This is a genomic window from Pseudomonas sp. P4795, from assembly GCF_048822895.1.
GTDB lineage: Bacteria > Pseudomonadota > Gammaproteobacteria > Pseudomonadales > Pseudomonadaceae > Aquipseudomonas.
This window is the reverse complement of sequence record NZ_JBMFBT010000003.1, coordinates 177,556-203,681: the sequence shown is the minus strand read 5'-3', so window position 1 is coordinate 203,681 and position 26,126 is coordinate 177,556. Positions and strand designations below refer to the sequence as shown.

General features: G+C 60.0%; 26 protein-coding genes. 14 read left to right on the top strand and 12 right to left on the bottom strand.

Annotation, left to right across the window (positions count from 1 at the left end; translation table 11 throughout):
- Window positions 1-69: 69 nt before the first annotated feature.
- The 10 genes from ACOI8A_RS09505 to ACOI8A_RS09460 all read left to right on the top strand — a co-directional run bounded on the left by ACOI8A_RS09505 (window position 70) and on the right by ACOI8A_RS09460 (window position 7,085).
- Complete coding sequence (locus ACOI8A_RS09505) at window positions 70-1,044, top strand: KpsF/GutQ family sugar-phosphate isomerase (RefSeq protein WP_420647633.1); 975 nt, start codon at window positions 70-72, stop codon at window positions 1,042-1,044.
- Complete coding sequence (locus tag ACOI8A_RS09500; protein WP_420647632.1) at window positions 1,045-1,569, top strand: KdsC family phosphatase; 525 nt, start codon at window positions 1,045-1,047, stop codon at window positions 1,567-1,569.
- Window positions 1,570-1,577: 8 nt separating this feature from the next.
- Window positions 1,578-2,150, top strand: coding sequence for an LPS export ABC transporter periplasmic protein LptC (lptC, locus tag ACOI8A_RS09495; RefSeq protein ID WP_420647631.1), 573 nt, complete (start codon window positions 1,578-1,580; stop codon window positions 2,148-2,150).
- A complete protein-coding gene (lptA, locus tag ACOI8A_RS09490; protein WP_420651494.1) occupies window positions 2,137-2,682 on the top strand; it encodes a lipopolysaccharide transport periplasmic protein LptA in 546 nt (181 codons plus the stop codon). Before lptC ends, lptA begins: the two co-directional genes overlap by 14 nt.
- Window positions 2,682-3,407, top strand: coding sequence for an LPS export ABC transporter ATP-binding protein (gene lptB, locus ACOI8A_RS09485; RefSeq protein WP_007953572.1), 726 nt, complete (start codon window positions 2,682-2,684; stop codon window positions 3,405-3,407). The genes lptA and lptB overlap by 1 nt, the downstream gene beginning before the upstream one ends.
- Window positions 3,408-3,582: 175 nt before the next feature.
- The gene (locus tag ACOI8A_RS09480; RefSeq protein ID WP_420647629.1) at window positions 3,583-5,076 is read left to right on the top strand and encodes an RNA polymerase factor sigma-54; all 1,494 of its coding nucleotides are present in this window, start codon (window positions 3,583-3,585) and stop codon (window positions 5,074-5,076) included.
- A 73-nt stretch (window positions 5,077-5,149) separates the two neighbouring features.
- On the top strand, window positions 5,150-5,458 hold the full coding sequence (gene hpf / locus ACOI8A_RS09475) for a ribosome hibernation-promoting factor, HPF/YfiA family (protein ID WP_047299778.1): 309 nt from the start codon (window positions 5,150-5,152) through the stop codon (window positions 5,456-5,458).
- Between the two features lie 11 nt (window positions 5,459-5,469).
- Window positions 5,470-5,934: a PTS IIA-like nitrogen regulatory protein PtsN gene (ptsN, locus tag ACOI8A_RS09470; RefSeq protein ID WP_420651495.1), complete on the top strand. Its 465-nt coding sequence runs from the start codon at window positions 5,470-5,472 to the stop codon at window positions 5,932-5,934.
- Between the two features lie 2 nt (window positions 5,935-5,936).
- Window positions 5,937-6,794, top strand: a complete 858-nt coding sequence (rapZ, locus tag ACOI8A_RS09465; RefSeq protein WP_420647627.1) for an RNase adapter RapZ — start codon at window positions 5,937-5,939, stop codon at window positions 6,792-6,794.
- 15 nt (window positions 6,795-6,809) lie between these two features.
- The gene (locus ACOI8A_RS09460) at window positions 6,810-7,085 is read left to right on the top strand and encodes an HPr family phosphocarrier protein (protein WP_420647626.1); all 276 of its coding nucleotides are present in this window, start codon (window positions 6,810-6,812) and stop codon (window positions 7,083-7,085) included.
- Between the two features lie 4 nt (window positions 7,086-7,089).
- On the opposite strand, the gene ACOI8A_RS09455 is transcribed toward ACOI8A_RS09460, so the two are convergent.
- The 4 genes from ACOI8A_RS09455 to pmbA form a co-directional block, all read right to left on the bottom strand.
- Entirely contained in the window at window positions 7,090-7,983 is an 894-nt protein-coding gene (locus tag ACOI8A_RS09455) for a ZIP family metal transporter (RefSeq protein ID WP_420647625.1), read from the bottom strand.
- 30 nt (window positions 7,984-8,013) lie between these two features.
- Complete coding sequence (locus ACOI8A_RS09450; RefSeq protein WP_420647624.1) at window positions 8,014-8,625, bottom strand: superoxide dismutase; 612 nt, start codon at window positions 8,623-8,625, stop codon at window positions 8,014-8,016.
- Window position 8,626: 1 nt separating this feature from the next.
- On the bottom strand, window positions 8,627-9,067 hold the full coding sequence (locus tag ACOI8A_RS09445; protein ID WP_420647623.1) for a hypothetical protein: 441 nt from the start codon (window positions 9,065-9,067) through the stop codon (window positions 8,627-8,629).
- Between the two features lie 184 nt (window positions 9,068-9,251).
- Window positions 9,252-10,598, bottom strand: coding sequence for a metalloprotease PmbA (gene pmbA / locus ACOI8A_RS09440; protein ID WP_420647622.1), 1,347 nt, complete (start codon window positions 10,596-10,598; stop codon window positions 9,252-9,254).
- A 108-nt stretch (window positions 10,599-10,706) separates the two neighbouring features.
- Here pmbA and yjgA point away from each other — a divergent pair, with 108 nt between their 5' ends.
- Window positions 10,707-11,231 (top strand): ribosome biogenesis factor YjgA, encoded by a 525-nt coding sequence (yjgA, locus tag ACOI8A_RS09435; protein WP_420647621.1) that lies wholly within the window; start codon window positions 10,707-10,709, stop codon window positions 11,229-11,231.
- A gap of 95 nt (window positions 11,232-11,326) precedes the next feature.
- Here yjgA and tldD read toward each other — a convergent pair whose 3' ends face one another.
- The 8 genes from tldD to mreB form a co-directional block, all read right to left on the bottom strand.
- On the bottom strand, window positions 11,327-12,769 hold the full coding sequence (gene tldD / locus ACOI8A_RS09430; RefSeq protein ID WP_420647620.1) for a metalloprotease TldD: 1,443 nt from the start codon (window positions 12,767-12,769) through the stop codon (window positions 11,327-11,329).
- A gap of 5 nt (window positions 12,770-12,774) precedes the next feature.
- The gene (locus tag ACOI8A_RS09425; RefSeq protein ID WP_420647619.1) at window positions 12,775-13,635 is read right to left on the bottom strand and encodes a carbon-nitrogen hydrolase family protein; all 861 of its coding nucleotides are present in this window, start codon (window positions 13,633-13,635) and stop codon (window positions 12,775-12,777) included.
- A gap of 58 nt (window positions 13,636-13,693) precedes the next feature.
- Entirely contained in the window at window positions 13,694-17,497 is a 3,804-nt protein-coding gene (locus tag ACOI8A_RS09420; protein ID WP_420647618.1) for a YhdP family protein, read from the bottom strand.
- A 75-nt stretch (window positions 17,498-17,572) separates the two neighbouring features.
- Window positions 17,573-19,030 (bottom strand): ribonuclease G, encoded by a 1,458-nt coding sequence (gene rng / locus ACOI8A_RS09415; RefSeq protein WP_420647617.1) that lies wholly within the window; start codon window positions 19,028-19,030, stop codon window positions 17,573-17,575.
- A 58-nt stretch (window positions 19,031-19,088) separates the two neighbouring features.
- The gene (locus ACOI8A_RS09410; protein ID WP_420647616.1) at window positions 19,089-19,685 is read right to left on the bottom strand and encodes a Maf family protein; all 597 of its coding nucleotides are present in this window, start codon (window positions 19,683-19,685) and stop codon (window positions 19,089-19,091) included.
- A gap of 43 nt (window positions 19,686-19,728) precedes the next feature.
- On the bottom strand, window positions 19,729-20,220 hold the full coding sequence (gene mreD / locus ACOI8A_RS09405; RefSeq protein ID WP_420647615.1) for a rod shape-determining protein MreD: 492 nt from the start codon (window positions 20,218-20,220) through the stop codon (window positions 19,729-19,731).
- Window positions 20,220-21,326: a rod shape-determining protein MreC gene (mreC, locus tag ACOI8A_RS09400; protein ID WP_420647813.1), complete on the bottom strand. Its 1,107-nt coding sequence runs from the start codon at window positions 21,324-21,326 to the stop codon at window positions 20,220-20,222. Before mreC ends, mreD begins: the two co-directional genes overlap by 1 nt.
- 141 nt (window positions 21,327-21,467) lie before the next feature.
- A complete protein-coding gene (gene mreB, locus ACOI8A_RS09395; protein ID WP_002555108.1) occupies window positions 21,468-22,505 on the bottom strand; it encodes a rod shape-determining protein MreB in 1,038 nt (345 codons plus the stop codon).
- A 211-nt stretch (window positions 22,506-22,716) separates the two neighbouring features.
- On the opposite strand from mreB, the gene gatC reads away from it, so the two are divergent.
- Genes gatC through gatB form a run of 3 tightly spaced genes read left to right on the top strand, consistent with a single transcriptional unit; the run spans window position 22,717 to window position 25,928 of the window.
- Window positions 22,717-23,004, top strand: coding sequence for an Asp-tRNA(Asn)/Glu-tRNA(Gln) amidotransferase subunit GatC (gatC, locus tag ACOI8A_RS09390; RefSeq protein WP_007976465.1), 288 nt, complete (start codon window positions 22,717-22,719; stop codon window positions 23,002-23,004).
- Between the two features lie 16 nt (window positions 23,005-23,020).
- Window positions 23,021-24,472 (top strand): Asp-tRNA(Asn)/Glu-tRNA(Gln) amidotransferase subunit GatA, encoded by a 1,452-nt coding sequence (gene gatA, locus ACOI8A_RS09385; protein WP_420647614.1) that lies wholly within the window; start codon window positions 23,021-23,023, stop codon window positions 24,470-24,472.
- 10 nt (window positions 24,473-24,482) lie between these two features.
- On the top strand, window positions 24,483-25,928 hold the full coding sequence (gatB, locus tag ACOI8A_RS09380; RefSeq protein WP_420647613.1) for an Asp-tRNA(Asn)/Glu-tRNA(Gln) amidotransferase subunit GatB: 1,446 nt from the start codon (window positions 24,483-24,485) through the stop codon (window positions 25,926-25,928).
- Window positions 25,929-26,126 lie beyond the last annotated feature (198 nt).

The window sequence follows — 26,126 nt, the reverse complement described above, 5'->3', positions numbered from 1 at the left end:
ACTTGCGTGAGGCTTTGCAACATAACCGCTATAATCGCCGCCTTTTCATCGGGCTATACGATTTCTGACATGAGCCAATCCAGCGACCTGATTCAATCTGCACAACGCACCATTCGCCTCGAAGTGGAAGCCGTACAAGGCTTGTTGCCCCATATCGACGCCGATTTCGTACGCGCTTGCGAGATGATTCTGGCCAGCAAGGGCCGTGTCGTCGTGGTCGGCATGGGCAAATCCGGGCACATCGGCAACAAGATTGCCGCCACCCTGGCCAGCACCGGCACCACGGCGTTTTTCGTGCATCCGGCCGAAGCCAGCCATGGAGACATGGGCATGATCACCCGCGACGACGTGATCCTCGCCCTGTCGAATTCCGGCTCGACCAATGAAATCGTCACCCTGCTGCCGCTGATCAAACGCCTGGGCATCCAGTTGATCAGCCTGACCGGCAACCCGAACTCGCCGCTGGCCAAGGCCGCCGAAGTGAACCTGAATGTTCACGTCGAGCACGAAGCATGCCCGCTGAACCTCGCGCCAACCTCCTCGACCACCGCAGCACTGGTGATGGGCGACGCTCTGGCCGTGGCGCTGCTGGAAGCTCGCGGCTTTACCGCTGAAGACTTCGCCTTTTCCCACCCTGGCGGTGCATTGGGCCGGCGCCTGCTGCTGAAAGTCGAAAACGTCATGCACGCCGGGCAAGAGCTGCCGCAGGTACAGCGCGGCACCCTGTTGAGGGACGCGCTGATGGAAATGACCCGCAAGGGTCTGGGCATGACGGCAATTCTCGAAGCCGACGGCAAACTCGCCGGGATCTTCACTGACGGCGATTTGCGCCGCACGCTGGATCGCAGCATCGACGTGCACACCGCCACCATCGATCAGGTGATGACCGTACACGGCGAGACCGCCCGCCCCGACATGCTCGCCGCCGAGGCCCTGAAAATCATGGAAGACCACCGGATCAACGCATTGGTAGTGGTGGACAAGGAAGATCGCCCGATCGGCGCATTCAACCTCTCCGATCTGCTGCGTGCAGGAGTGATGTAAATGAGCAACGATCTGCTGCAACGCGGCAAAGCGATCAAACTGGCGGTTTTCGACGTCGACGGCGTCCTTACCGACGGCCGCCTGTATTTCCTCGAAGACGGCAGCGAATTCAAGACTTTCAACACCCTCGACGGTCAAGGCATCAAAATGCTGATGAACGCCGGCGTGCAGACCGCAATCATCAGCGGCCGCAAAACGCCTGTGGTTGAACGTCGGGCGAAGAATCTGGGCATCCCGCACCTGTTTCAGGGGCGCGAAGACAAACTGGTGGTTCTTGACGGTCTTCTGGAACAACTGGGCCTAAGCTATGAACAGGTCGCCTACCTCGGCGACGACCTGCCGGACTTGCCGGTGATCCGCCGCGTAGGCCTGGGCATGGCCGTAGCCAACGCCGCGGCCTTCGTGCGCGAACACGCCCACGGCGTTACTCAGGCCCGTGGTGGCGAAGGTGCCGCCCGCGAGTTCTGCGAACTGATCCTGAGCGCTCAGGGCCACCTCGATGCGGCCAACAACGCTTACCTGTGAGTCGAATCATGTTTAGCAAAAAGTTTCGCAACATCCTGGTGTTCGGTTGCATCGCCGCGATCTTCGGTGCGGTCGGCTACTGGAACATCAGTCCGGAGCGCTTTCTCGACAAGCCCGTAGTCTCGGCAGCAGAGAGCCCGATCGACTGGTATGCGACCAACACCCGTACCGTGCAGTACCTCGAAGACGGCAAAGTGCAGTACGACATGACGTCCGAGAAGGCCGAGCACGTGAAGGTGACCGACATTACTCTGGTCACCAAACCTGATCTGAACATGTTCCGCGGGACTGATTTTCCGTGGCACGTGACCAGTGAGCGCGGCGAAGTGAATTCCGGCGGTACCGAAGTCGAACTGATCGACTCGGTACGCGTACAGCGCAGCGACGAAAAAAACCGCAGCACCCTGATCACCAGCACTCGCATGACGGTGTTCCCTCAGCAGCAATATGCGCAGACCCAGCAACCCGTTAGAATCGACGGCGCTGGCGGTGTATCGACTGGCGTGGGAATGAAAGCGTATTTGAAGGAAAGCAGGATACACCTGCTATCGAACGTAAGAGGACAGTATGAGGCTCGTTAAAACCCTCCCTATTTTGCTCAGCCTGGGCGCAGCACTGGGAAGCGTGAGCGCCTGGGCTCTGCCGAACGATCAATCGCAGCCAATCCGCATTCAGGCCGACGATGCCCAGCTGGACGACAAGAATGGCATCGCCACCTATAAAGGTGACGTGATCATTACCCAAGGTTCGATGATCGTTAAAGGCAACACCGTGACCATCACCCGTACCGCTGCCGGCGATATCGATGTGGTGACCTCGGTGGGCAACCTCGCCTACTTCGAGCAACTGCAAACTGCTGGTGACTCCAAGCCTGTACAGGGTTGGGGCGTAACCATTCAGTACCACGCTGCACAAAACCGCGTTGTGCTGATCGACAAGGCCAAGGTTGTCGACAAAGACAACAACACCACTCAGGGCGAAAAAATCGTCTATGACACGGTGAAGAAGCTGGCCAGCGCTGGTCGTGCTACCGGCAACAAGGTCACCGAGTCGCGTCCGCGCATCGACATGGTGATCCAGCCGAAGAAGAAAACCGAAGAGAAAACCCAGTAATGGCAACTCTGAAAGCTCAGCATCTGGCCAAGGCTTACAAAAGCCGCCAGGTCGTGCGCGACGTCAGCCTGTCGATCGACAGCGGGCAGATCGTCGGCCTGCTCGGCCCTAACGGCGCCGGCAAGACCACCTGTTTCTACATGATTGTCGGCCTGGTCCAGGCCGATCAGGGCCGCGTCCTGATCGACGATCTGGACGTCAGCCACCAGCCAATGCACGGCCGTGCGAAGGCCGGTATCGGCTATCTGCCGCAAGAAGCGTCGATCTTCCGCAAGCTGTCGGTGGCCGATAACATCATGGCCATCCTCGAAACGCGTCAGGAACTCGACAAGGCCGGCCGTCGCAAAGAGCTGGAAAGCCTGCTGCAGGAATTCCACATCAGCCACATCCGCGACAACCTCGGCATGAGTCTGTCGGGTGGTGAACGTCGCCGGGTCGAAATCGCCCGCGCGCTGGCCACCGCACCGAAATTCATCCTGCTCGACGAACCGTTTGCCGGTGTTGACCCGATTTCTGTCGGCGACATCAAGCAGATCATCCATCACCTCAAGGCCAAGGGTATCGGTGTGTTGATCACCGACCACAACGTCCGTGAGACGCTGGACATCTGCGAAACTGCCTACATCGTCAACGACGGTCAACTGATCGCCGAAGGCGACTCGGCCACCATCCTCGCCAACGATCTGGTGAAGGAAGTGTATCTGGGTCACGAGTTCCGCCTGTGATCATTGGGGTGTCCTGGCACGAGCCTGGGCACCCCTGCGATTTTCTTGGTTTAATTGTTACGGTGCTCTAGGCAAACACTTCAGTTTCAGGCATATAATTTGCTTAAGTTTGGCGCTCCGGCGCCCTGTAGTGGATGGCGCATAGCGCCGGCGAATAAGGTGTTAAGCCCCTGCCATGAAACCATCGCTAGTCTTGAGAATGGGCCAGCAGCTGACGATGACACCGCAGCTGCAACAGGCCATCCGCCTGCTCCAATTGTCGACCCTGGATCTGCAACAGGAAATCCAGGAGGCTCTGGAATCCAATCCGATGCTCGAACGCCAGGAAGAAGGCGAAGACTTCGACAACTCCGATCCCCTCGCCGACAACGTCGAGCAGAAGCCCAACACCGAAACCCAGGAACCCTCTTTTCAGGAAAGCGCGCCGACGGTGGACAACCTCGAGGAAGGCGACTGGAACGAGCGCATCCCCAACGAATTGCCCGTCGATACTGCCTGGGAAGACGTCTATCAGACCAGCGCCAGCAGCCTGCCAAGCAACGACGATGACGAGTGGGACTTCACCACGCGTACTTCCGTCGGTGAAAGCCTGCAAAGCCATCTGCTGTGGCAGTTGAACCTCGCGCCGATGTCCGACACCGATCGCCTGATCGCCGTGACCCTGATCGACTGCATCAACAATCAGGGCTACCTCGACGAAACTCTCGAAGAAATTCTCGACGCCTTCGATCCCGAGCTCGATATCGAGCTGGATGAAATCGAAGCCGTGCTGCACCGCATCCAGCAATTCGAGCCAGCCGGCATCGGCGCGCGCAACCTCAGCGAATGCCTGCTGTTGCAACTGCGTCAGCTACCCGCCAAGACGCCGTGGCTGGTTGAAGCCAAGCGTCTGGTCAGCGACTACATCGATCTGCTCGGCAGCCGCGATTACAGTCAGCTGATGCGGCGCATGAAGCTCAAGGAAGACGAGCTGCGCCAAGTCATCGAGCTGGTGCAAAGCCTCAATCCGCGTCCGGGTTCGCAAATCGAATCGTCCGAAGCCGAGTACGTGGTGCCGGACGTCATCGTGCGCAAGGACAACGAGCGCTGGCTGGTCGAACTGAACCAGGAATCCGTGCCGCGCCTGCGGGTCAACGCGCAGTACGCCGGTTTCGTCCGCCGTGCCGACACCAGCGCCGACAACACTTTCATGCGCAATCAGTTGCAGGAAGCGCGCTGGTTCATCAAGAGCCTGCAAAGCCGCAACGAAACCCTGATGAAAGTCGCCACGCAGATCGTCGAGCATCAGCGCGGCTTTCTGGAGTACGGCGACGAGGCTATGAAACCGTTGGTGCTGCATGACATCGCTGAAGCGGTCGGCATGCACGAATCGACAATTTCCCGCGTGACCACGCAGAAATTCATGCATACCCCGCGCGGTATTTATGAACTGAAATACTTTTTCTCGAGCCACGTCAGCACCTCCGAAGGCGGTGAATGCTCGTCCACGGCGATCCGCGCGATCATCAAAAAACTGGTTGCCGCGGAAAATCAGAAAAAGCCGTTGAGTGACAGCAAGATCGCTGGTTTACTGGAGGCACAAGGCATTCAGGTGGCTCGCCGCACCGTCGCCAAGTACCGCGAATCTCTCGGGATCGCGCCTTCGAGCGAACGCAAGCGGTTGATGTAAGCCACGTTACAGCGTTCCAGTGGCAGGCTTTTCGGCCTGCCGCTTTATGCACTGGCAACGAAGGAGAAGCTGTATGCAAGTCAACATCAGTGGACACCAACTGGAAGTGACCGAACCTCTGCGCGACTACATCAACGAGAAACTTCAACGATTGGAGCGCCATTTCGACAAGATCACTAACGTGCAAGTCACGATGTGTGTCGAAAAGCTCAAGCAGAAAATCGAAGCCACCTTGCATATTCCCGGCAGTGAGGTCGTCGCAAACGCGGAACATACCGATATGTACGCAGCGATCGACGCATTGACCGACAAGCTCGACAAACAACTCAAAAAGCATAAGGAAAAGACCCAGAGCCTGCTTCAAGGCGCGACGGGTCGATAACCCCCCATTCCATGATCCGACTTGAAAGTATCCTGACCCCCGGCCGTTCCCTCGTGAACGTGCCGGGCGGCAGCAAAAAGAAAGCCCTCGAACAAATTGCCAACCTGATCGCCCGGGAAGTTCCGGATCTGGAGATGCAAGATGTCTTCGAGGCTTTGATTGCCCGTGAAAAACTCGGTTCTACCGGTTTTGGCAACGGCATCGCCATCCCTCATTGCCGCCTCAAGGGCTGCGAATCGCCTATCAGCGCCTTGATACACCTGGAAGCTCCGATCGATTTCGACGCCATCGATGGTGCTCCGGTTGACCTGCTGTTCGTGCTGCTAGTCCCCGAAGCTGCCACCGATGCACACCTGGAACTGTTACGACAGATTGCCAGCATGCTCGACCGCAAGGACGTCCGCGAAAAGCTGCATGGCGCCGCCAGTAACCAAGCCTTGTATCAGGTTGTCCTGGACGAGCAGAACGGGCAGTAATCATGCGCTTGATCATCGTCAGTGGCCGCTCCGGCTCGGGTAAAAGTACCGCTCTGAATGTCCTTGAGGACAACGGGTACTACTGCATCGACAATCTCCCGGCCGGCCTGCTGCCGGAACTGGCCGAACGCGCGCTGATTCACACCGAGCTGGCACAGCCACTGGTGGCGGTTTCCATCGACGCGCGTAATCTGCCGAGCCATCTCTCACGCTTTCCCGAGCTGCTTGAAGAAGTGCGCGGCCGGCACATCCAGTGCGATGTGTTGTATCTGGATGCCGATGAGGAAACCCTGCTCAAGCGCTTCTCGGAAACCCGTCGCCGCCACCCGCTGAGCAATGCCAACCGCTCGCTGGCCGAAGCCATCGATGACGAGACCGCCCTGCTCGGGCCGATCGCCGACCTGGCCGATCTGAAGGTCAACACCACCAACCTGAACCTGTACCAGCTGCGCGATACCATAAAATTGCGCCTGCTGAACCAGCCTGAGCCGGGTACCGCATTTCTGGTCGAGTCGTTCGGCTTCAAACGCGGCATGCCGGTGGATGCCGATCTGGTGTTCGATGTACGCTGCCTCCCCAACCCGTACTGGAAACCCGAGCTGCGCGCGCAGTCGGGTCTCGATGCACCGGTGGCCGAATATCTGGCGGCACAGCCGGACGTCGAAGAGATGTACCAGGATATTTACGCTTATCTGTTCAAATGGCTGCCACGTTTCGCCGCAAGCAATCGTGCCTACGTCACTATTGCCATTGGCTGCACTGGCGGCCACCACCGCTCCGTCTACCTGACCGAACGTCTGGGTCAGGCGCTGCAGAAAACCTTGAAGAACGTCCAGGTTCGCCACCGCGACCTCAGCTAAAGGATTCACATCGCGATGCCTGCTCTGGAAATCGAAATCATCAACAAACTGGGCCTGCATGCCCGTGCGTCGGCGAAGTTCGTCGGCGTGGCCGGTCAGTTTCCGGATTGCACCATCAGAGTGGGCCGCACGCCGGAAACCACCGTGGATGGCAAAAGCATCATGGCGATGATGATGCTCGCTGCCGGCAAGGGCACGAAAATCTACCTGAGTACCGAAGGGCATCAGGAAGATGAGGCGCTGCAAGCGTTGGTGAATCTGATCAACAACTACTTCGATGAAGGCGGTTGATCGCTCAACCCAACGCCGTATCCATCACCATCATCAGGCAGAAGCCGATCAACAAGCCGAGGCTTGCCAGTTTGTCGTGACCATTGCGCCGCGACTCCGGGATGACTTCGTGCGTGACCACCAGCAACATCGCCCCGGCCGCCAGCGCCAATCCCAACGGCAACAACACCTGCGCCAGACTGACCAACCAGGCGCACAGCAGAGCGAACACCGGTTCGACCAGCCCTGACGCCGCGCCGATCAAAAACGCCCTGACCCGCGACATCCCTGCCCCGGCCAACACCAGCGCAATCACCAGCCCTTCCGGCACATCCTGCAACGCAATGCCCATCGCCAAGCTATCGGCATCCGGCATTCCGCCGCCGGCTGATACGCCGACCGCCATGCCTTCCGGGATGTTATGCGCGATGATGGCGAACACGAACAGCCAGATCCTTGGCGGAATTACCGGGTGCTCAAGCGTGCCAATGAGCATTTCCGGCGATGCACCCGACACCTTGCGATCAACCAGATACAGACCGAATGCACCGAGCATGATCCCGAAGCAGATCAGGCCACTGGCGCCCCAAGGCGTCATGCCAAGGCTCTCTGCCGCAGCAATTCCCGGCACGATCAGCGAAAACGCCGTCGCCGCCAGCATCACCCCGGCGCCGAAACCGAGCAGTGTGTCGCCCAGCGCCTGCGGCATATTGCGAATCACCAGCACTGGCACCGCACCAAGCGCGGTGCCCAGCGCGCAGAGCGCTCCGCCCTGCAATGCTCGTGACAGCCTCGGCTCCAGATCCAGCCATTGCAGTCCGTGAGCGACCAGCAAGGTCATGCCCGCCAACAGCAACAGCGAACCGATTGCGTAACGGAACATACGCCCACTTCCGCTCGCCAGTGTTTCAGTGCCCATAGTCAGCCTTGGATTGTTTTTATAGAAGACTTAAACCAGCGCCGCCTGATAGCGCGCAGCGACTTGCGGCCAATTGATCACGTTGTAGAACGCGTTGATGTATTCCGGCCGACGGTTCTGGTAACGCAGGTAATAGGCGTGCTCCCAAACGTCGAGACCGAGAATCGGCGTGTTGCCGTTCATCAGCGGGCTGTCCTGATTACCGCTGCTTTCCACCACCAGTTGGTTATCCGGGGTCACGCTGAGCCACGCCCAGCCGCTGCCGAAACGCGTCAGCGCAGCCTTGGTGAAGGCGTCTTTGAAACTGTCGAGACCGCCGAGTTGTTCATCGATGGCTTTGGCCAGCGCGCCGTCCGGTTTGCCGCCGCCATTGGGCACCATGACTTCCCAGAACAGCGAATGATTGGCGTGACCGCCGCCCTGGTTGATCACCGCTGCGCGCAGTTTTTCCGGCAGATGCTGGACGCTGGCGACCAGTTTTTCCACCGGCCATTCGGCGTACTCTGTGCCCTCGACCGCAGCATTGAGGTTGTTGATGTAGGTCTGGTGATGCTTGGTGTAGTGGATCTCCATGGTCTGCGCATCGATGTGTGGTTCCAGTGCGTCGTAGGCGTAGGGCAAGGCAGGCAGAGTAAAAGCCATTTCAATGGACTCCATGCTGATGAGAGGCGGACAGTCGACGCGCATTGCCAGTGTGCGGGTGCAGCAGACGCTGGGTGCGCGGGTACTCGCCGTGGTCGCTGATGAAATTCAGCAGTTCGACGTAGGTCTTGCTGCTCTGGCGCAGCGCCGCTTCACGCAGTGCGAGGCGCAGACGTTCGTCCTGCATGGTCTGCAACAGCCGTTGATGGATCGCGCACAGATACTCGGCGCTCTCCTCCGGCTGATTCAGGCGCAGGTGCAGATCAGCCAGGTTGTGATGGGAGATGACGCAAGCCGCCACTGCTTCGTCGGCATCCGCCCAACGCTCGAACAGCACCTGCGCCAAGGCGAGTGCTTGCAGATACGCCTCGCGAGCATCAATCAGCTCGCCCAGCATGAAGCAGCGATTAGCCCGTTCGATCGTGCGTTTCCAGTGCTCCATGGTGAGCCTCCAAAGCAGTTGCGGGGGTTACACGCCGCCAGCGGTGAGTTTCAGCCAGCTCGCTAATGAGATTTATTATTAGATGATAATGAGAAGCAAAACAAGGCTGCGATCTTTTTGATCCGCAATAAAAAAGGCGCACCACCCAATCGGATGGCGCGCCTTTTTCTAAAACTGCGGAGGCTTAGCTGCCCGCGACAGTCATCTTCTCGATCAACACCGAGCCCGTGCGAATATTGCTGCGCAGCTCCAAGTCGTTACCCACCGCAACGATCTGCTTGAACATGTCACGCATGTTGCCGGCGATGGTCACTTCCTGTACCGCGAACTGGATTTCACCATTCTCGACCCAGAAACCCGCCGCACCACGCGAATAATCCCCGGTGACCATGTTCAAGCCATGCCCCATCAATTCGGTGACCAACAGGCCACGCCCCATGCGCCGCAGCAACGCCGCCTGGTCTTCATCACCGTGGGTGACGAACAGGTTATGTACGCCACCCGCGTTGGCCGTGCTCGGCATACCGAGTTTGCGACCGGAGTAAGTGCCGAGGATGTACGAGACCAACTCACCCTTTTCGACGAACGGTTTGGCGTAGGTCGCCAGACCGTCACCGTCGTACGACGCACTGCCCATGGCACGCATCAGGTGCGGGCGCTCGTCGATGGTCAGCCACTCAGGGAACAACTTTTGCCCCAGCGTGCCTTCGAGGAACGACGACTTGCGATACAGACTGCCTCCGGAAACTGCCGACAGAAAACTGCCGAACAACCCGCCCGCCAGTTCAGCGGAAAACAACACCGGCACTTCACAAGTCGGCACCGGACGCGCGCCCAGACGGCTCGCAGCCCGTTGCGCAGCGCGCTGGCCGATGCTGACCGGGTCTGCCAGCAACTCGCCCTGACGGCTCACGTCGTACCAGTAATCGCGCTGCATCTGGCCATCGGCCTCGGCGATCATCACGCAGCTCAGGCTGTGCCTGGTCGATGCGTAACCGCCGATAAAGCCGTGGCTGTTGCCGTACACGCGGCAGCCCTGATGGGTGCTGAGTGTGGTGCCGTCGGCATTCTTGATGCGTGGATCGGCGTCGAACGCAGCCGCTTCACAGATCAAAGCCTTCTCGATGGCCTGCTCCGGAGTGATATCCCACTTGTGGAACAGGTCGAAATCCTGCTGCTCGCGCGCCATCAGCGCCGCGTCCGCCAAGCCCGAGGCTTCGTCTTCGGAAGTGTGCTTGGCGATGGCCAGTGCGGCGGCCACGGTTTCGCGAATCGCGTCGGGGCCAGTGGCGGACGTGCTCGCCGAGCCTTTGCGCTGGCCGACATACAGAGTGATGCCGAAGCCCTGATCGCGGTTGAACTCGACCGTTTCGACCTCGCGCTGGCGCACTGAAGTCGACAGGCCCTGCTCCAGCGACACGGCTACTTCGCAGGCGCTGGCGCCCTGACGCTTGGCTTCGGCGATGATCTGCTCGACTTGTTCCTGCAGTGCCGGCAATGCCTGCGGGCCGACGCTTTCAACTGCACTCATGCTCATCTCCACTCAAATTCTGCTTTCGGCTGGGGCCATCGAGCGACCGGGCCGGACAAGCGGCCCCCGACTGGTTATCATGGCGGCGTTTCTTTGCGGACTGCCACCATGGTTGATTCTTACGACGACTCCCTCGATACGGGAGAAAAAAGCAAATCTCAGGTCAAACGCGAGCTGCATGCTCTGGTTGACCTTGGCGAGCGCCTTACAACACTCAAGCCTGACTTGGTTGCGAAACTGCCTTTGACCGACGCTATGCGTCGTGCCTTGGCCGATGCGCCCAAGCACACCGCGAATATCGCGCGGAAACGGCATCTACAGTTCATCGGCAAACTGATGCGCGATCAGGACACTGACGCAATTCTGATCTTGCTCGATCAACTCGATGCCTCCACTCGTCAGTACAACGAGCGTTTCCACAATCTCGAACGCTGGCGTGACCGCCTGATCGCCGGTGATGACGCCGTGCTGGAGAAATTCGTCATCGATTACCCGGATGCCGATCGCCAGCAACTGCGTTCCCTGATCCGTCAGGCTCAGCATGAGGTTGCGCAAAACAAAGCGCCTGCCTCAAGCCGTAAAATCTTCAAGTACATCCGTGAGCTGGACGAGACTCAACGCGGTCTGCGTTGATGTTCGCCCCGTAGGAGCTGCCGCAGGCTGCGATCTTTTGACTTTGCTTTTCAAGATCAAAAGATCGCAGCCTTCGGCAGCTCCTACAGGTTTGTTTAGCCGCCCGTGCCACCTACGGTGATTGCGTCGATCTTCAGCGTCGGCTGACCCACGCCCACCGGCACCGATTGCCCATCCTTCCCGCAAGTCCCCACGCCGCTGTCCAGTGCCAGATCGTTACCGACCATCGACACCCGGCTCATCGCCTCAGGGCCGTTGCCGATCAACGTCGCGCCTTTGACCGGAGCGGTAATCTTGCCGTCCTCGATCAGATACGCCTCGCTGGTGGAGAACACGAATTTGCCGCTGGTGATATCGACCTGACCGCCGCCGAGATTGGCGCAGTAGATCCCCTTCTTCACCGAAGCGATGATTTCTGCCGGATCGCTTTCGCCACCGAGCATGTAGGTGTTGGTCATGCGCGGCATCGGCAGGTGCGCGTAGGATTCGCGACGACCGTTGCCGGTGCGCGCCACGCCCATCAGACGCGCGTTGAGCTTGTCCTGCATGTAGCCCTTGAGCACGCCGTTTTCAATCAGCGTGGTGCACTCGGTCGGGGTGCCTTCGTCGTCGACGCTCAGCGAACCGCGACGACCGCTCAAAGTGCCGTCATCGACGATGGTGCACAGCTTGGAAGCGACCATTTCGCCCATGCGCCCGCTGTAGGCGGAACTGCCCTTGCGGTTGAAATCGCCTTCCAGGCCGTGGCCGACCGCTTCGTGCAACAGCACGCCAGACCAGCCCGAACCCAGCACCACCGGCAAAGTACCGGCCGGCGCCGGGATCGCTTCCAGATTGACCAATGCCTGACGCAACGCTTCACGGGCGTAACCCATGGCGCGGTCTTCAGCGAGGAAATAACGGTAGTCAGTACGCCCGCCTCCGCCATGCCCGCCGCGTTCGCGACGGCCGTTCTGCTCGACGATCACGCTGACGTTGAAGCGCACCAGAGGCCGAACATCCGCCGCCAGACCGCCGTCGGTGGACGCCACCAGAATGCGTTCCCAGACCCCGGCCATGCTCACGCTGACTTGCTGGATGCGCGAATCAAGTGCGCGGGTGGCGACATCAATGCGCTTGAGCAGCTCGACTTTCTCGGCGCGGCTCAGCACTTCCAGCGGGTTATCCGGCGCATACAGCTGGGCGACGTCTTGCGTGGTGAACGCTTGCACCGTGCCGTTCTGGCCGGCGCGGGAAATCGAGCGAGCAGCGCGGGCCGCAGCTCCGAGCGCTTCGAGGGTGATCGCGTTGCTGTAGGCGAAACCGGTTTTTTCCCCGGACTGCGCGCGTACGCCAACGCCTTGGTCGAGATTGAAGCTGCCTTCCTTGACGATCCCGTCTTCGAGTGCCCACGACTCGGAAATCTGCCCCTGGAAATACAGGTCGGCAGCATCGATGCCCGGGCCGGCCAGATCGCCAAGCACCGCTTGCAGGCTTTCGATGGTCACGCCGCCGGGCGCCAACAGGTGATCACTGACTGAGGACAACAACTCGCTCATAGGTTCTACGCCTTAAATTCATGTTCTGAAGCAGGTCGCTGCGCGCCCTGCGAGAAAAATCGCCGATGGCCCACCACCGGCATTCGCGCCCGGATGGACGCCTGTTCGCTGCTGTCTCTGTCGGCCAGCAGCACGGCCTCACCTTGTTCCTGCTGCGCCAGCACGCGACCCCACGGGTCGACAATCGCCGCATGGCCCCAGGTCTCCCGAGGCCCCGGATGCGTCCCGCCCTGGGCCGCTGCCAGCACATAACATTGTGTTTCTATGGCCCGTGCGCGAATCAGCACGTCCCAATGCGCCGCGCCGGTCACTGCCGTGAATGCCGACGGCGCGCTAATCAATTCGGCCCCGGCCGCACGCAATTCGCTGTACAGCTCGGGGAAGCGCAGGTCGTAACACACCGTCAGGCCCAATCGGCCAACCGGGGTATCAGCAACCACCACGCCACCGCCATAAGCATAGTCATCGGATTCACGATAACGCCCGCGATTGTCCGTCACATCCACATCGAACAGGTGCAACTTGTCATAGCGTGCAACGATTTCGCCGTGATCATTCACCAGCAACGAACAGGCGTGCGACTTGGCGTCCGGTTGATCGACCGGCGGCAGCGGCAAAGTGCCGGCGACTATCCATAACTTGAGGTCGCGAGCGGTCTGTTTCAACCATGGCAGGATCGGTCCTTCGCCGAGCGCTTCGGCGCGGCCGATAGCGGCGACGTCACGACGGCCTATGGCGGCAAAGTTTTCCGGCAGCACCGCGAGTCTGGCACCAGCGGCGGCCGCTTGTTCAAGCAGGCGCCGGGCATCGCGCAGATTGGCCAGCACATCGCTCTGGCTGACCATTTGAATGACCGCTAAAGACATGGCGCACTCCATGAGAGGTATGCGGCCATGCTACTCCATCGGTTCGGGGACTGGCTGATCAAAAAGGTTTGTCAAAAGTGATTTTCGGCTCTTTCCACGGGCCTTTGACCGTGTATTTGACGCTGGCAAAGCGCGCCACACGGTCGCCGATCAGCTTGTCGATCAGGAACAGCGCGCCGCCCACCGCTGGTGCACCGACGATCAGCGCGGCAATTGGCAGGTTGTTGGTCACCGGCAAGGTCACCAGTAATTTCGCATCGACCTTGTCACCAACCAGGTCCAGCGTGCCGTTGAGCTCGAGATTGCTCGAAGGCCCGGTCAGCTTGATCGGCTCCTTGGTCACGTACACACCGTTGGTCGCTTGCAGCAGGCCTTTGACCCGGTCGTAGCTCAGGCCTTTGCCGAACAGGTCGGAAAAGTCCAGACGCAGACGACGGCCAATCGAGTTGAAGTTGAGCAGACCGAACACCCGCAGCGCCTGCGCCCCGCCCTCCACTTCAACGAACTGACCCTTGTTCAGCGATGCGTCGAGGGTGCCGGAGAAACGTTTGGTCGCCAGCCATGCCGGTGATCCTGGCCAGCGGCCGTCGACGTCCATATGAAACTCTTCACTGGTGACGCTCGGCGCAAAGCCCCAGCCTTTGAGCACATCGGCGAGATTCTTGCCGCCAATGCGGCCCTTGTACCAACTGTTAGTCGCACCGGGCGCACCTTCCCAGCCGCCGCTGCCCTGCAACAAAATGCCCTTGAGACCGAGATCGAGATTGTTCAGCGCAATGCCTTTAGGCGTCGGGCGAATCTTCAGCGACCAGCCACCGACCAGATCCTGCGCCTGAAACAGCTGATTGATGGTGATATCCAGCGCCGGGATCTTCGTCGGATCGACATCGGCCAAAGGATCCGGCGCATTTTCGTCGGCCTGGACTGTCGGGTCCGGCGCCGGCAAGCGCACGTATTGCAGGTTGACCGCAATCGGCGCGGCTTTCGCATCGGGGATTGCGACCGTACCTTTGGCCTGCTGACTGTCGAGCGCCAGTGCCCACGCGGCCGGTTTGCGATTCAACTGCACCGCAGCCTGATCCAGAGTCGTGCCGAACGCCGTGAGTTTGCCGATCTTGAAGTCGGCGCTACTCAGCAGTTGCTTGGCATTGCCGCCGGGATTCTGTCCCGCGTATTTTCCGAACAGATCCTGCCACGGCTTGACGTCCAGCTCCGACAGCACACCGCGCACGCGCAGACCTTTGGCGCCGGGTAATACCGCCTCGCCGGCACCGAGGAACAGTTCGCCACGACCGTCGGCGAAATTGCTCGGCGGCGCAGCAAAGGTGAAGTTGGCCAGTTGATCGTAGTTGACCCAGTAACGCCGCTCCTGCCCCTGCAGAGTCATGCGGAAGGTCGTGTCGCGCCCGGTCTCGGCGTTCATGCCAAACGGCGCAGGCAGATCGACCGCCACGCCTTTGAGATTGGAGCTGACCAGCAACTGGCTGTCGGCGTCGCCCAGATTCACTTGTAGCTGGTACGGGATCGTCCCGGAGACTGGCAGTGGCTGGGTCACGTTGAGCCAGTCGGTGAGTTTTTTGACCTCGACCTGCCCCGACGCGGCTACACGGGTTTTAAGCTTGCCGGGACTGCCATCGGCGAAAATCTGCGCTGTCACCGGTTTATCAAAGGCCCGTGCACTGATGTTTTGTCCGCTCAAGCCCTTCGCGCTGTCAAAGCGGAAGTCCCCCTTGAGTTGCGTCAGCTCAAGCGTGGGTTCAGCCAGTTTCAGCCGCGCGTTAGCCGTTTTGAAATCGACGCGGATCTTCGGCTCCTCGCCCTTGGCCAGCGGAATATCCAGCTTGAGCTTGCCTTGCAGATCACCCGCGCCTTCCCAGCCGGCGAAGGTTTCGCCCGTGCCGATCGGCGCGTCCTGCAGAATCTTCAAGCCATCGCCCAGCCCGCCAACGAACGCACCATCGAGGTACATATGCGCGCTCTGCCCGGTCGGCACATGCGGGATGTTGACGAACACATCACTGACCAGGGTATCGAGCAACTGACCTTTGCTGGCAAGAATGCGCACGCCGCTGTCCTCGATAAACACGTCACCGCTGACTTTGCTTATATGCGGCCAGCCCGGCTGGAACGCCAGTTCGGCATCATGCACCTTGAAGAACAGACTGATGCTGCGATCCGCTTCACCGGCGTTTTTGCTCAGCGAGCCTTGATACTGGAAAAAGCCCTGATCGACCGCGCCTTTCAAAATCGCGGTGCGCAGCCATTCGTCGAGTGCCGGGCTCAACACTTTCGGCAAGTACTTGGCCGTGTAACGACCGTCGCCATCGACCAGGCCGACGCGCAGGTCCATGTAGTCTTCCTGGCTATGGTCGAAATGCAGACGAATCAGGAAGTCGCCGGCAATCTTGCCCTCCTCGCCCAGCACTTTCAGATACGGCGCGATCAGAGTGAAGCCTTCTTTATCGAGCTTCCAAGTCAACCGCGCGTTGGCGTGAATGTATTGCCACGGCTTGGCGAAGATCGGGTCGAGGTGCAGGACGAAATCGTCGCTGTCCATGCGCAACTCGCCGCCACCGAGGTTGCCGGTGAGGCTGCCGCTGACATTCCGCGCCGCCGGTGCACCGTGATAGGCGTCGAAACCAACGCGGTCGAGGTTGGTGGCGAAGCTGAATTTAGTGTCGTCGGTGGCATTCGGCCGGAAATCCAGCAACACATTGCGCAGAACACCGGTGACTTTCAGGCGCTCGACGGCGGTGGCGACACCTTGCGGCAGTGGCCCGAGGGCATTGAGTAACGGTGTAATCGGAGTCAGGTCGAGGCGGTCGGCCTGCAGATGCCAGAGCTCTTCGACTTTATCGGTAGCAAGCGTCTGCTTGATCTGGACGCGAGACTCCCAGCGGTTTTCGCCGAAGTTCATCGCCAGCGAATCGAGAGTGACGGTCGCGCCTTCGGTACCGCGCTGGTAATAACCGTTGAGCGCCAGATTATCGAGCTGGATCGGTTTGCGCTCGGCGTAGGCACCTTTGACTTGCGGGGCGTTCAGACGGATCGCCGCGCTTTGCAGCGCGCCTTCGTTCCAGTCCACCCAGACCTCGCCGCCGGCCTTGATGGTGGAGAAATTCCATTGTTGAGTCAGACGCTCCGGCAGCCATTTCGACCAGTCACTTTGCGGGAGACTCACATAGCCTTCGACGCCGCCGTTCTTCCACTGATCGGCGCGAATCCGCGTACGCAGGCTCATGGCAACAGGTTGGCCGTCGGGCAAGGTCAGCCTTGCGTCGAGGCGCTGACGGCTGGCACCGGTCTTGAGGCTGAGGCCGACGTAGGTCAGGGTCATTGGCGGGTGATCCAGCGGCTGCAACGTCACCTGACTGTCGAGCACCGACAGTTGCTGGACCATTTGCATGCGATTCAACAGCTGCTCGGGATCCAGCGGCTGATCCTTTTGCACCGGCAAGCCTTCCAGCGCCCACTGGCCGTCCGCGCCTTCCTTGAGGCTGATCTTCAAACCGTTGAGTTCGAGATGGGCGATGCGCACTTCGCGGGCCAGCAGACTGGCCCACAGGTCCGGCACCACGCGGACCTGATCCAGACGCAAGGCATTGGCGCCATCGCCGACCATCACATCATGCGCCAGCAGGATCGGCGCGAACCCGCTCCAGTTGCCTTCCAGTTCACCAATCTGTAGCGGCATGCCCAAGGCCGCGGTGGCTTTGTCTTCGATCTCGGCACGATATTCGGCCACCAGTGGCGTGAGTTCCCGGCCGAGGCTGACGTACAACGCCAGCAACACCAGAACCAACGCGCACAGGCTCAGACCCCAGCGGGTCAGTGCAGCCAAAATGCGTGTCAGACGGTCCATGTCAGGTGGCTCCCATGGCAAAAATACTGCAAAAAGCTGAGGCCAGCCGTTTCAGGAAAAATGTGCTGCAGCGTTTCAGAGCAGCACCACGTCGTATTGTTCCTGCGAATACATGGTTTCGACCTGGAAGCGAATCGTGCGGCCGATGAACACCTCGAGTTCGGCGACGTTGCCCGACTCCTCATCCAGCAAGCGGTCGACGACTTTCTGGTTCGCCAACACGCGATAACCTTCGGCCTGATAGGCGCGGGCTTCGCGCAGAATCTCGCGGAAGATTTCGTAGCAGACGGTTTCCGGCGTCTTCAACTTGCCTCGGCCCTGACAGCTGCTGCACGGTTCACACAGCACTTGCTCAAGGCTTTCGCGGGTGCGCTTGCGGGTCATCTGCACCAGACCGAGCTCGGTGATACCGATAATGTTGGTCTTGGCGTGATCGCGCTCGAGCTGTTTTTCCAGCGTGCGCAACACCTGTCGCCGGTGTTCTTCATCTTCCATGTCGATGAAGTCGATGATGATGATCCCGCCCAGATTGCGCAGGCGCATCTGCCGCGCAATGGCAGTGGCGGCTTCGAGGTTGGTCTTGAAAATGGTTTCTTCGAGGTTGCGATGACCGACAAACGCGCCAGTGTTGACGTCGATGGTGGTCATGGCTTCCGCCGGATCGATCACCAGATAGCCACCGGATTTGAGCGGGACTTTGCGCTCAAGGGCTTTCTGGATTTCGTCTTCGACGCCGTACAGGTCAAAAATCGGCCGCTCGCCCGGATAGTGTTCCAGGCGATCGGCAATTTCCGGCATCAGCTCGGCGACGAACTGCGTGGTTTTCTGGAAGGTTTCCCGCGAGTCGATGCGGATCTTCTCGATCTTCGGGCTGACCAGATCGCGCAAGGTGCGCAGGGCCAGGCCGAGGTCTTCGTAGATCACGCTTGGCGCGCCGATGGTTTTGATCTGCTCGTTGATCTGATCCCACAGGCGCCGCAGGTAGCGAATGTCCATGAGGATTTCATCAGCGCCGGCACCCTCGGCGGCAGTGCGCAGAATGAACCCGCCGACTTCCTTGATGCCTTCTTTGGCCACGCAATCGCTGACCACCTGCTTGAGGCGTTCGCGCTCGGCTTCGTCTTCGATTTTCAGGGAAATGCCGACGTGGGCGGTGCGCGGCATGTACACCAGATAACGCGACGGGATCGACAGCTGCGTGGTCAGCCGCGCGCCTTTGGAACCGATCGGATCCTTGGTGACCTGCACCACCAGGCTCTGGCCTTCGTGTACCAGCGCACTGATGCTCTCGACAGCCGAGCCTTCGCGCTGGGAGATTTCCGAAGCGTGGATAAATGCCGCGCGATCCAGACCGATATCGACGAACGCCGCCTGCATGCCCGGCAGCACACGTACCACTTTGCCTTTATAGATGTTGCCGACGATCCCGCGTTTTTGCGTGCGCTCGACGTGCACTTCTTGCAACACACCGTTTTCAACCACCGCCACGCGCGATTCCATCGGCGTGATGTTGATCAGAATCTCTTCACTCATGGCAGGGTCTCGTTCAGGCGTGTTCACGATAATGGCCGCATCTTGATCCGCGCACCGCTTACGGCGCGCTCAGGGGTTGCCAACAGGGTATGCCGAAATGGCCGAGCAGTTCTGCGCTTTCGCATATCGGCAAACCCACCACCGCCGAATAGCTGCCGTTGAGCCCGGCGACAAACACTGCACCGAGGCCCTGAATGCCATAACCGCCGGCCTTGTCTCGAGGCTCGCCACTGGCCCAGTAGGCGGCGGCTTCATCCCGGCTGATCGGCCGGAAGCGCACCAGACTGCGTACCACTCGTGATTCGCAGCGCGCGCCGTCGAGCAGGGCGATTGCGGTCAGCACTTCATGCTCCTTGCCGGACAACATCATCAGCATGGCGCATGCATCGGCTTCGTCCACCGGTTTGCCAAGAATTTTGCCGTCGAGCACCACGGCGGTGTCGGCGCCCAACACCACGCAATCTGCATCAGCGACCAGCGTGCGCCGTCCGGCCTCGGCCTTGCCGCGCGCCAGACGCTCGACATAGGCCGCAGGGGCTTCGTTGGCTAAAGGGGTTTCATCGATGTCCGCGCTGACGGCGGTGAACGGCACGCCGATCTGCGTGAGCAATTCACGTCGACGCGGCGAGCCGGAGGCGAGGTACAGCGACTTCATCAAGACATCTCCCTGTCGAGGTGCGGGCACATGCCTGACCGAATTAATTGATTTTGTAGCGCCGGCGCAATCCACGCAGAGCGAAGCTGACCCACGGCCAGAGCAAGGCGCTGACCAGTGCCGGCAACACCAGTGCCAGCGTTGGCTGACGGTTGCCGGTCAAGGCGCTGAGCCACAACTGCACCAACTGCGCGAGGCCGAAGATCACCAGGATCACCAGGCATTGCTGCCACATCGGGAACATCCGCAAGCGCTGCTGCAAGGACAGCACGAGGAAGGTAATCAGCGTCAGGATCAAGGCGTTCTGCCCAAGCAGCGTGCCGTACAGCACGTCTTCGGCCAGCCCCAGACAAAACGCTGTGACCATGCCGACCGTGTGCGGCATGTACAGCGCCCAGAAGGTCAGCAGTAACGCCAGCCACAGCGGACGCAGGATTTCCATGAATTGCGGCAGCGGCGAGACGCTGAGCAGCATGCCGATGGCAAACGTCAGCCAGACTATCCAGCCGTTTCGGGAGGCTTTGACACCGACCATTATTCTCGTCCCCCGGTAGTAGCAGGCGCTGTGACTGGCGGTTTGGCCGGTGGTTTGCTGGCCGCAGGTGGTTTGGCCGCAGCCGGTTTCGCGGCAGGTTTGGCTGGCGTGGTGCTGGCCGGTGCGGCGGCGGGTGCCGGTTCTGCGGCAGGAACGGCCGGAGCAGCAGCGGTCGCCGGCATGACCAACGGTTTCGGCACAGTCGCCGGCAACATTGGACCACCGCCATGGGCATCCAGCGCTTCTTGCGCCTGTGCCGCATCATTGGCGCGCTCTTCGGCAGTGCGCGAGTCGCTGAATACCAGGAGCAAGTAGCGGCTGCGGTTCAATGCGGCAGTCGGCACGGCACGCACTATCGCGAACGGCTGGCCGGAATCGTGAATCACTTCCTTGACCGTCGCCACCGGGTAACCCGCCGGGAAGCGCTGGCCGAGACCGGAGCTGACCAGCAGATCGCCTTCCTTGATGTCAGCGGTATCGGCAACGTGGCGCAGTTCGAGGCGTTCCGGGTTACCGGTGCCGCTGGCAATCGCACGCAGACCGTTACGGTTCACTTGCACCGGAATGCTGTGAGTGGTGTCGGTCAGCAGCAATACACGCGAGGTGTAGGGCATCAACTCGACCACCTGCCCCATCAAGCCACGGGCATCGAGCACCGGCTGACCGAGCACCACGCCATCGCGCTCACCTTTGTTGATGATGATGCGATGGGTGAACGGATTCGGGTCCATGCCGATCAACTCGGCCACTTCGACCTTCTCGTTGACCAGCGCGGAGGAATTGAGCAACTCACGCAGCCGAACGTTCTGCTCGGTAAGGGCCGCAAGCTTTTGCAAGCGCCCCTGCAACAGCAAGTTTTCGGTCTTGAGTTTTTCGTTGTCAGCGACAAGTTCGGTGCGACTGCCGAACTGACTGGCCACACCTTCCCAGAGACGACCGGGCAGATCAGTGATCCAGTAGGCATCCATCAACACCAGCGACGCTTGGCTGCGTGCAGGTTTGAGCAGATTGAAGCGGGCATCGACCACCATCAATGCGACCGATAGCACGGCCAGCACCAACAAGCGCACGCCCAGTGAGGGGCCTTTGGCGAAAAGCGGTTTAATAAGCCGCTCCTCCCAGGCAAATGTTCTGTTTATTCATACGGCATCAAACCGGCCTGGATGAAGACTGACAGAAGATAAACGCCAACAGGCAGCACTGCAAAGTGCTGCCTGCGCGCTCACCCACGTATTGCAATCCGCGACTTATTCGCTGGAGAGCAGGTCCATGGTGTGCTTATCCATCATTTCCAGTGCACGGCCACCACCGCGAGCAACACAGGTCAGCGGATCTTCGGCAACGATCACCGGCAGACCGGTTTCCTGCGCCAGCAGCTTGTCGAGGTCACGCAGCAACGCGCCACCACCGGTCAGCACCAGGCCACGCTCGGCGATGTCGGAAGCCAGTTCCGGCGGCGATTGCTCCAGCGCGCTTTTCACGGCCTGAACGATAGTGGCCAAGGACTCTTGCAGAGCTTCCAGCACTTCGTTGGAGTTCAGGGTGAATGCGCGTGGAACGCCTTCGGCCAGGTTGCGACCGCGAACGTCGACTTCGCGAACTTCGCCGCCCGGGTAGGCAGTACCGATTTCCTGCTTGATGCGCTCGGCAGTGGATTCGCCGATCAGGCTGCCGTAGTTGCGACGCACATAAGTGATGATCGCTTCGTCGAAGCGGTCGCCGCCAACGCGTACGGATTCGGCGTAGACCACACCGTTCAGGGAGATCAGCGCGATTTCAGTGGTACCACCACCGATATCCACGACCATCGAACCGCGTGCTTCTTCAACCGGCAGGCCGGCACCGATCGCAGCAGCCATCGGCTCTTCGATCAGGAACACTTCACGCGCACCGGCACCAAGGGCCGATTCACGGATGGCACGACGCTCAACCTGAGTGGATTTGCACGGAACGCAGATCAGCACACGAGGGCTAGGCTGCAGAAAACTGTTTTCGTGAACCTTGTTGATAAAGTATTGCAGCATCTTTTCGCAGACGCTGAAGTCGGCGATCACGCCGTCCTTCATCGGACGAATGGCAGCAATGTTGCCCGGCGTACGTCCGAGCATGCGCTTGGCTTCAGTGCCGACAGCGACGACACTTTTCTGATTACCGTGTGTCCGAATGGCCACAACCGATGGCTCATTCAGGACGATACCGCGCTCGCGCACGTAAATAAGGGTGTTGGCAGTGCCCAGGTCAATGGAAAGATCGCTGGAAAACATGCCACGCAGTTTCTTGAACATGGGAAAGGGACCCTAGGCAACGCGTGGGTAAAAAAGTGCGGCAAACTCTAACAACGACAGGGATTTTGGGCAAGGCGCCAATATGTTAAATTGGCCGCTTTTCTGTGCACCAAGCCCCACAATCGCGGCCTTATGACCGTAGAAGTGCGGTAGTGTTCCGACAATCTAACACACGGACGCCGTCCGTTCTGTTTTCCACTGGAGAATCCCGATGGCACTAGAACGCTCCGACGTGGAAAAAATCGCGCATTTGGCCTGCCTTGGCCTTAATGATGCCGATCTTCCGCACATCACCTCGGCCCTCAACAGCATTCTCGGTCTGGTCGACGAAATGCAGGCTGTTAATACCGACGGTATCGAGCCATTGGCCCACCCGCTGGAAGCCAGTCAGCGTTTGCGCGCTGACGTCGTGACCGAGACGAATAATCGCGAGGCCTATCAGTCCATCGCACCAGCGGTCGAAAACGGCCTGTACCTGGTTCCGAAAGTCATCGACTAAAGGGAAAGAGCCTGCAATGCATCAAATGACTCTGGCCGAGATCGCCCGCGGTCTCGCCGATAAAAAGTTTTCCTCCGAAGAGCTGACCAAAGTCCTGCTGGCGCGTATTACCCAGCTCGATCCACAGCTCAATAGTTTCATCAGCCTCACCGAAGAGCTGGCCCTCGAGCAGGCGCAAGCCGCTGACGTGCGCCGGGCCAACGGTGAGAGCGGCGCGCTGCTGGGTGCGCCGATCGCCCACAAGGACTTGTTCTGCACCAAGGGCATTCGCACCAGTTGCGGCTCGAAGATGCTCGACAACTTCAAGGCTCCGTATGACGCCACCGTGGTTGCCAAACTGGCCGCTGCCGGCGCTGTGACGCTCGGCAAGACCAACATGGACGAATTCGCCATGGGTTCGGCCAACGAGTCGAGCTACTACGGCGCGGTGAAAAACCCGTGGAACCTTGAGCACGTGCCGGGCGGTTCGTCCGGTGGTTCGGCGGCAGCGGTTGCCGCGCGCCTGTTGCCGGCCGCCACTGCGACCGACACTGGCGGTTCGATTCGCCAACCCGCCGCGTTCACCAACCTGACCGGCCTGAAGCCGACCTACGGTCGTGTTTCGCGCTGGGGCATGATTGCCTACGCTTCCAGCCTCGATCAGGGTGGCCCTCTGGCGCGCACTGCCGAAGACTGCGCAATTTTGTTGCAGGGTATGGCTGGCTTCGATCAGAACGACTCCACCAGCATCGATGAACCCGTGCCGGACTACACCGCAGGCCTGAATGGCTCGCTGCAAGGCCTGCGCATCGGCGTGCCGAAGGAATACTTCGGCGCCGGTCTCGACCCGCGCATCGCCGAGCTGATCCAGAACAGCATCAAAGAGCTGCAGAAGCTCGGTGCCGTGATCAAGGAAATCAGCCTGCCGAACATGCAGCACGCCATTCCGGCGTACTACGTGATCGCGCCGGCCGAGGCTTCTTCGAACCTGTCGCGTTTCGACGGTGTGCGTTTCGGCCATCGCTGCGACCAGCCGAAAAACCTCGAAGACCTGTACAAGCGTTCGCGCGGCGAAGGCTTCGGGCCTGAAGTACAACGCCGGATCATGGTCGGTGCCTACGCGCTGTCCGCCGGTTACTACGACGCCTACTACCTGAAAGCGCAGAAGATCCGTCGCCTGGTGAAGAACGACTTCATGACGGCTTTCAATGAAGTCGACATCATCCTCGGCCCGACCACGCCGAACCCGGCGTGGAAACTCGGCGCGAAGAACAGCGATCCGGTCGCGGCCTATCTGGAAGACGTCTACACCATCACCGCCAACCTCGCGGGCCTGCCGGGTCTGTCGATGCCGGCCGGTTTCGTCGACGGTCTGCCGGTCGGCGTGCAACTGCTCGCTCCGTATTTCCAGGAAGGTCGCCTGTTGAACGTTGCCCACCAGTATCAGTTGAACACTGACTGGCACACCCGCACCCCAACCGGCTTCTGAGGAGACACACATGCAATGGGAAGTCGTGATCGGGCTGGAGATTCATACCCAGCTCACCACCCGGTCGAAAATCTTTTCCGGTAGTTCCACCACCTTCGGTTCCGAGCCGAACACTCAGGCCAGCCTGATTGATCTGGGCATGCCCGGCGTGTTGCCGGTGCTTAACCAGGAAGCAGTGCGCATGGCGGTGATGTTCGGTCTGGCGGTTGACGCCGAGATCGGTCAGCACAACGTGTTCGCCCGTAAAAACTACTTCTATCCGGACCTGCCCAAGGGCTACCAGATCAGCCAGATGGAATTGCCGATCGTCGGCAAGGGCTATATGGACATCGCGCTGGAAGACGGCACGGTCAAACGTGTCGGCATCACCCGCGCGCACCTGGAAGAAGACGCCGGCAAAAGCCTGCACGAAGAATTCAACGGTGCCACCGGCATCGACCTGAACCGTGCCGGCACGCCGCTGCTGGAAATCGTTTCCGAGCCGGACATGCGCAGCGCCAAGGAAGCCGTGGCTTACGTCAAGGCGATGCACGCGTTGGTACGTTATCTGGGCATCTGCGACGGCAACATGGCCGAAGGCTCGCTGCGTTGCGACTGCAACGTGTCGATCCGTCCGAAAGGCCAGGTTGAGTTCGGTACGCGCTGCGAGATCAAGAACGTCAACTCGTTCCGTTTCATCGAGAAGGCGATCAACTCCGAGATCCAGCGCCAGATCGACCTGATCGAAGACGGCGGCAAAGTGATCCAGCAGACGCGTCTGTACGATCCGAACAAGGACGAAACCCGTCCGATGCGTTCGAAAGAGGAAGCCAACGACTACCGCTACTTCCCCGATCCGGACCTGTTGCCGGTGATCATCGAAGACTCGTTCCTCGACGAGGTGCGCGCCACCCTGCCGGAATTGCCACCGCAGAAACGCGAGCGCTTCCAGAGCGAGTTCGGTCTATCGGCCTACGACGCCAACGTGCTGGCCACCAGCCGTGAGCAAGCCGACTACTTCGAGAAAGTCGCAAGCATTGGCGGCGACGCCAAACTGGCGGCGAACTGGGTGATGGTCGAGTTGGGCAGCCTGCTCAACAAGCACGGCCTGGACATCGAACAGTCGCCGGTTTCCGCCGAGCAACTGGGCGGCATGTTGCAACGCATCAAGGACAACACCATCTCCGGCAAAATCGCCAAAGTGGTGTTCGAAGCGATGGCCAACGGCGAAGGCAGCGCTGACGAGATCATCGACAAACGCGGCTTGAAGCAAGTGACTGACAGCGGCGCGATCTCGGCAGTGCTGGACGAAATGCTTGCGGCCAACGCCGAGCAGGTCGAACAATACCGCGCGGCAGACGAAGCCAAACGCGGCAAGATGTTCGGCTTCTTCGTCGGCCAGGCCATGAAAGCCTCCAAAGGCAAGGCCAACCCGCAACAGGTCAACGAACTGCTGAAAAGCAAGCTCGAAGGCTGATGAAAATGGAGCCAGACTCGATACCTGGCTCCATTTCATGTGGAGAAGACTTCTGTGGCGAGGGGATTTATCCCCGTTGGGCTGCGAAGCAGCCCCCAAGACTGATGCGCGCGGTAAGCAGCAGGTCAAGGGGGCCGCTGCGCGCCCCAACGGGGATAAATCCCCTCGCCACAGTAATCTCACGGCCCATTAGAGATC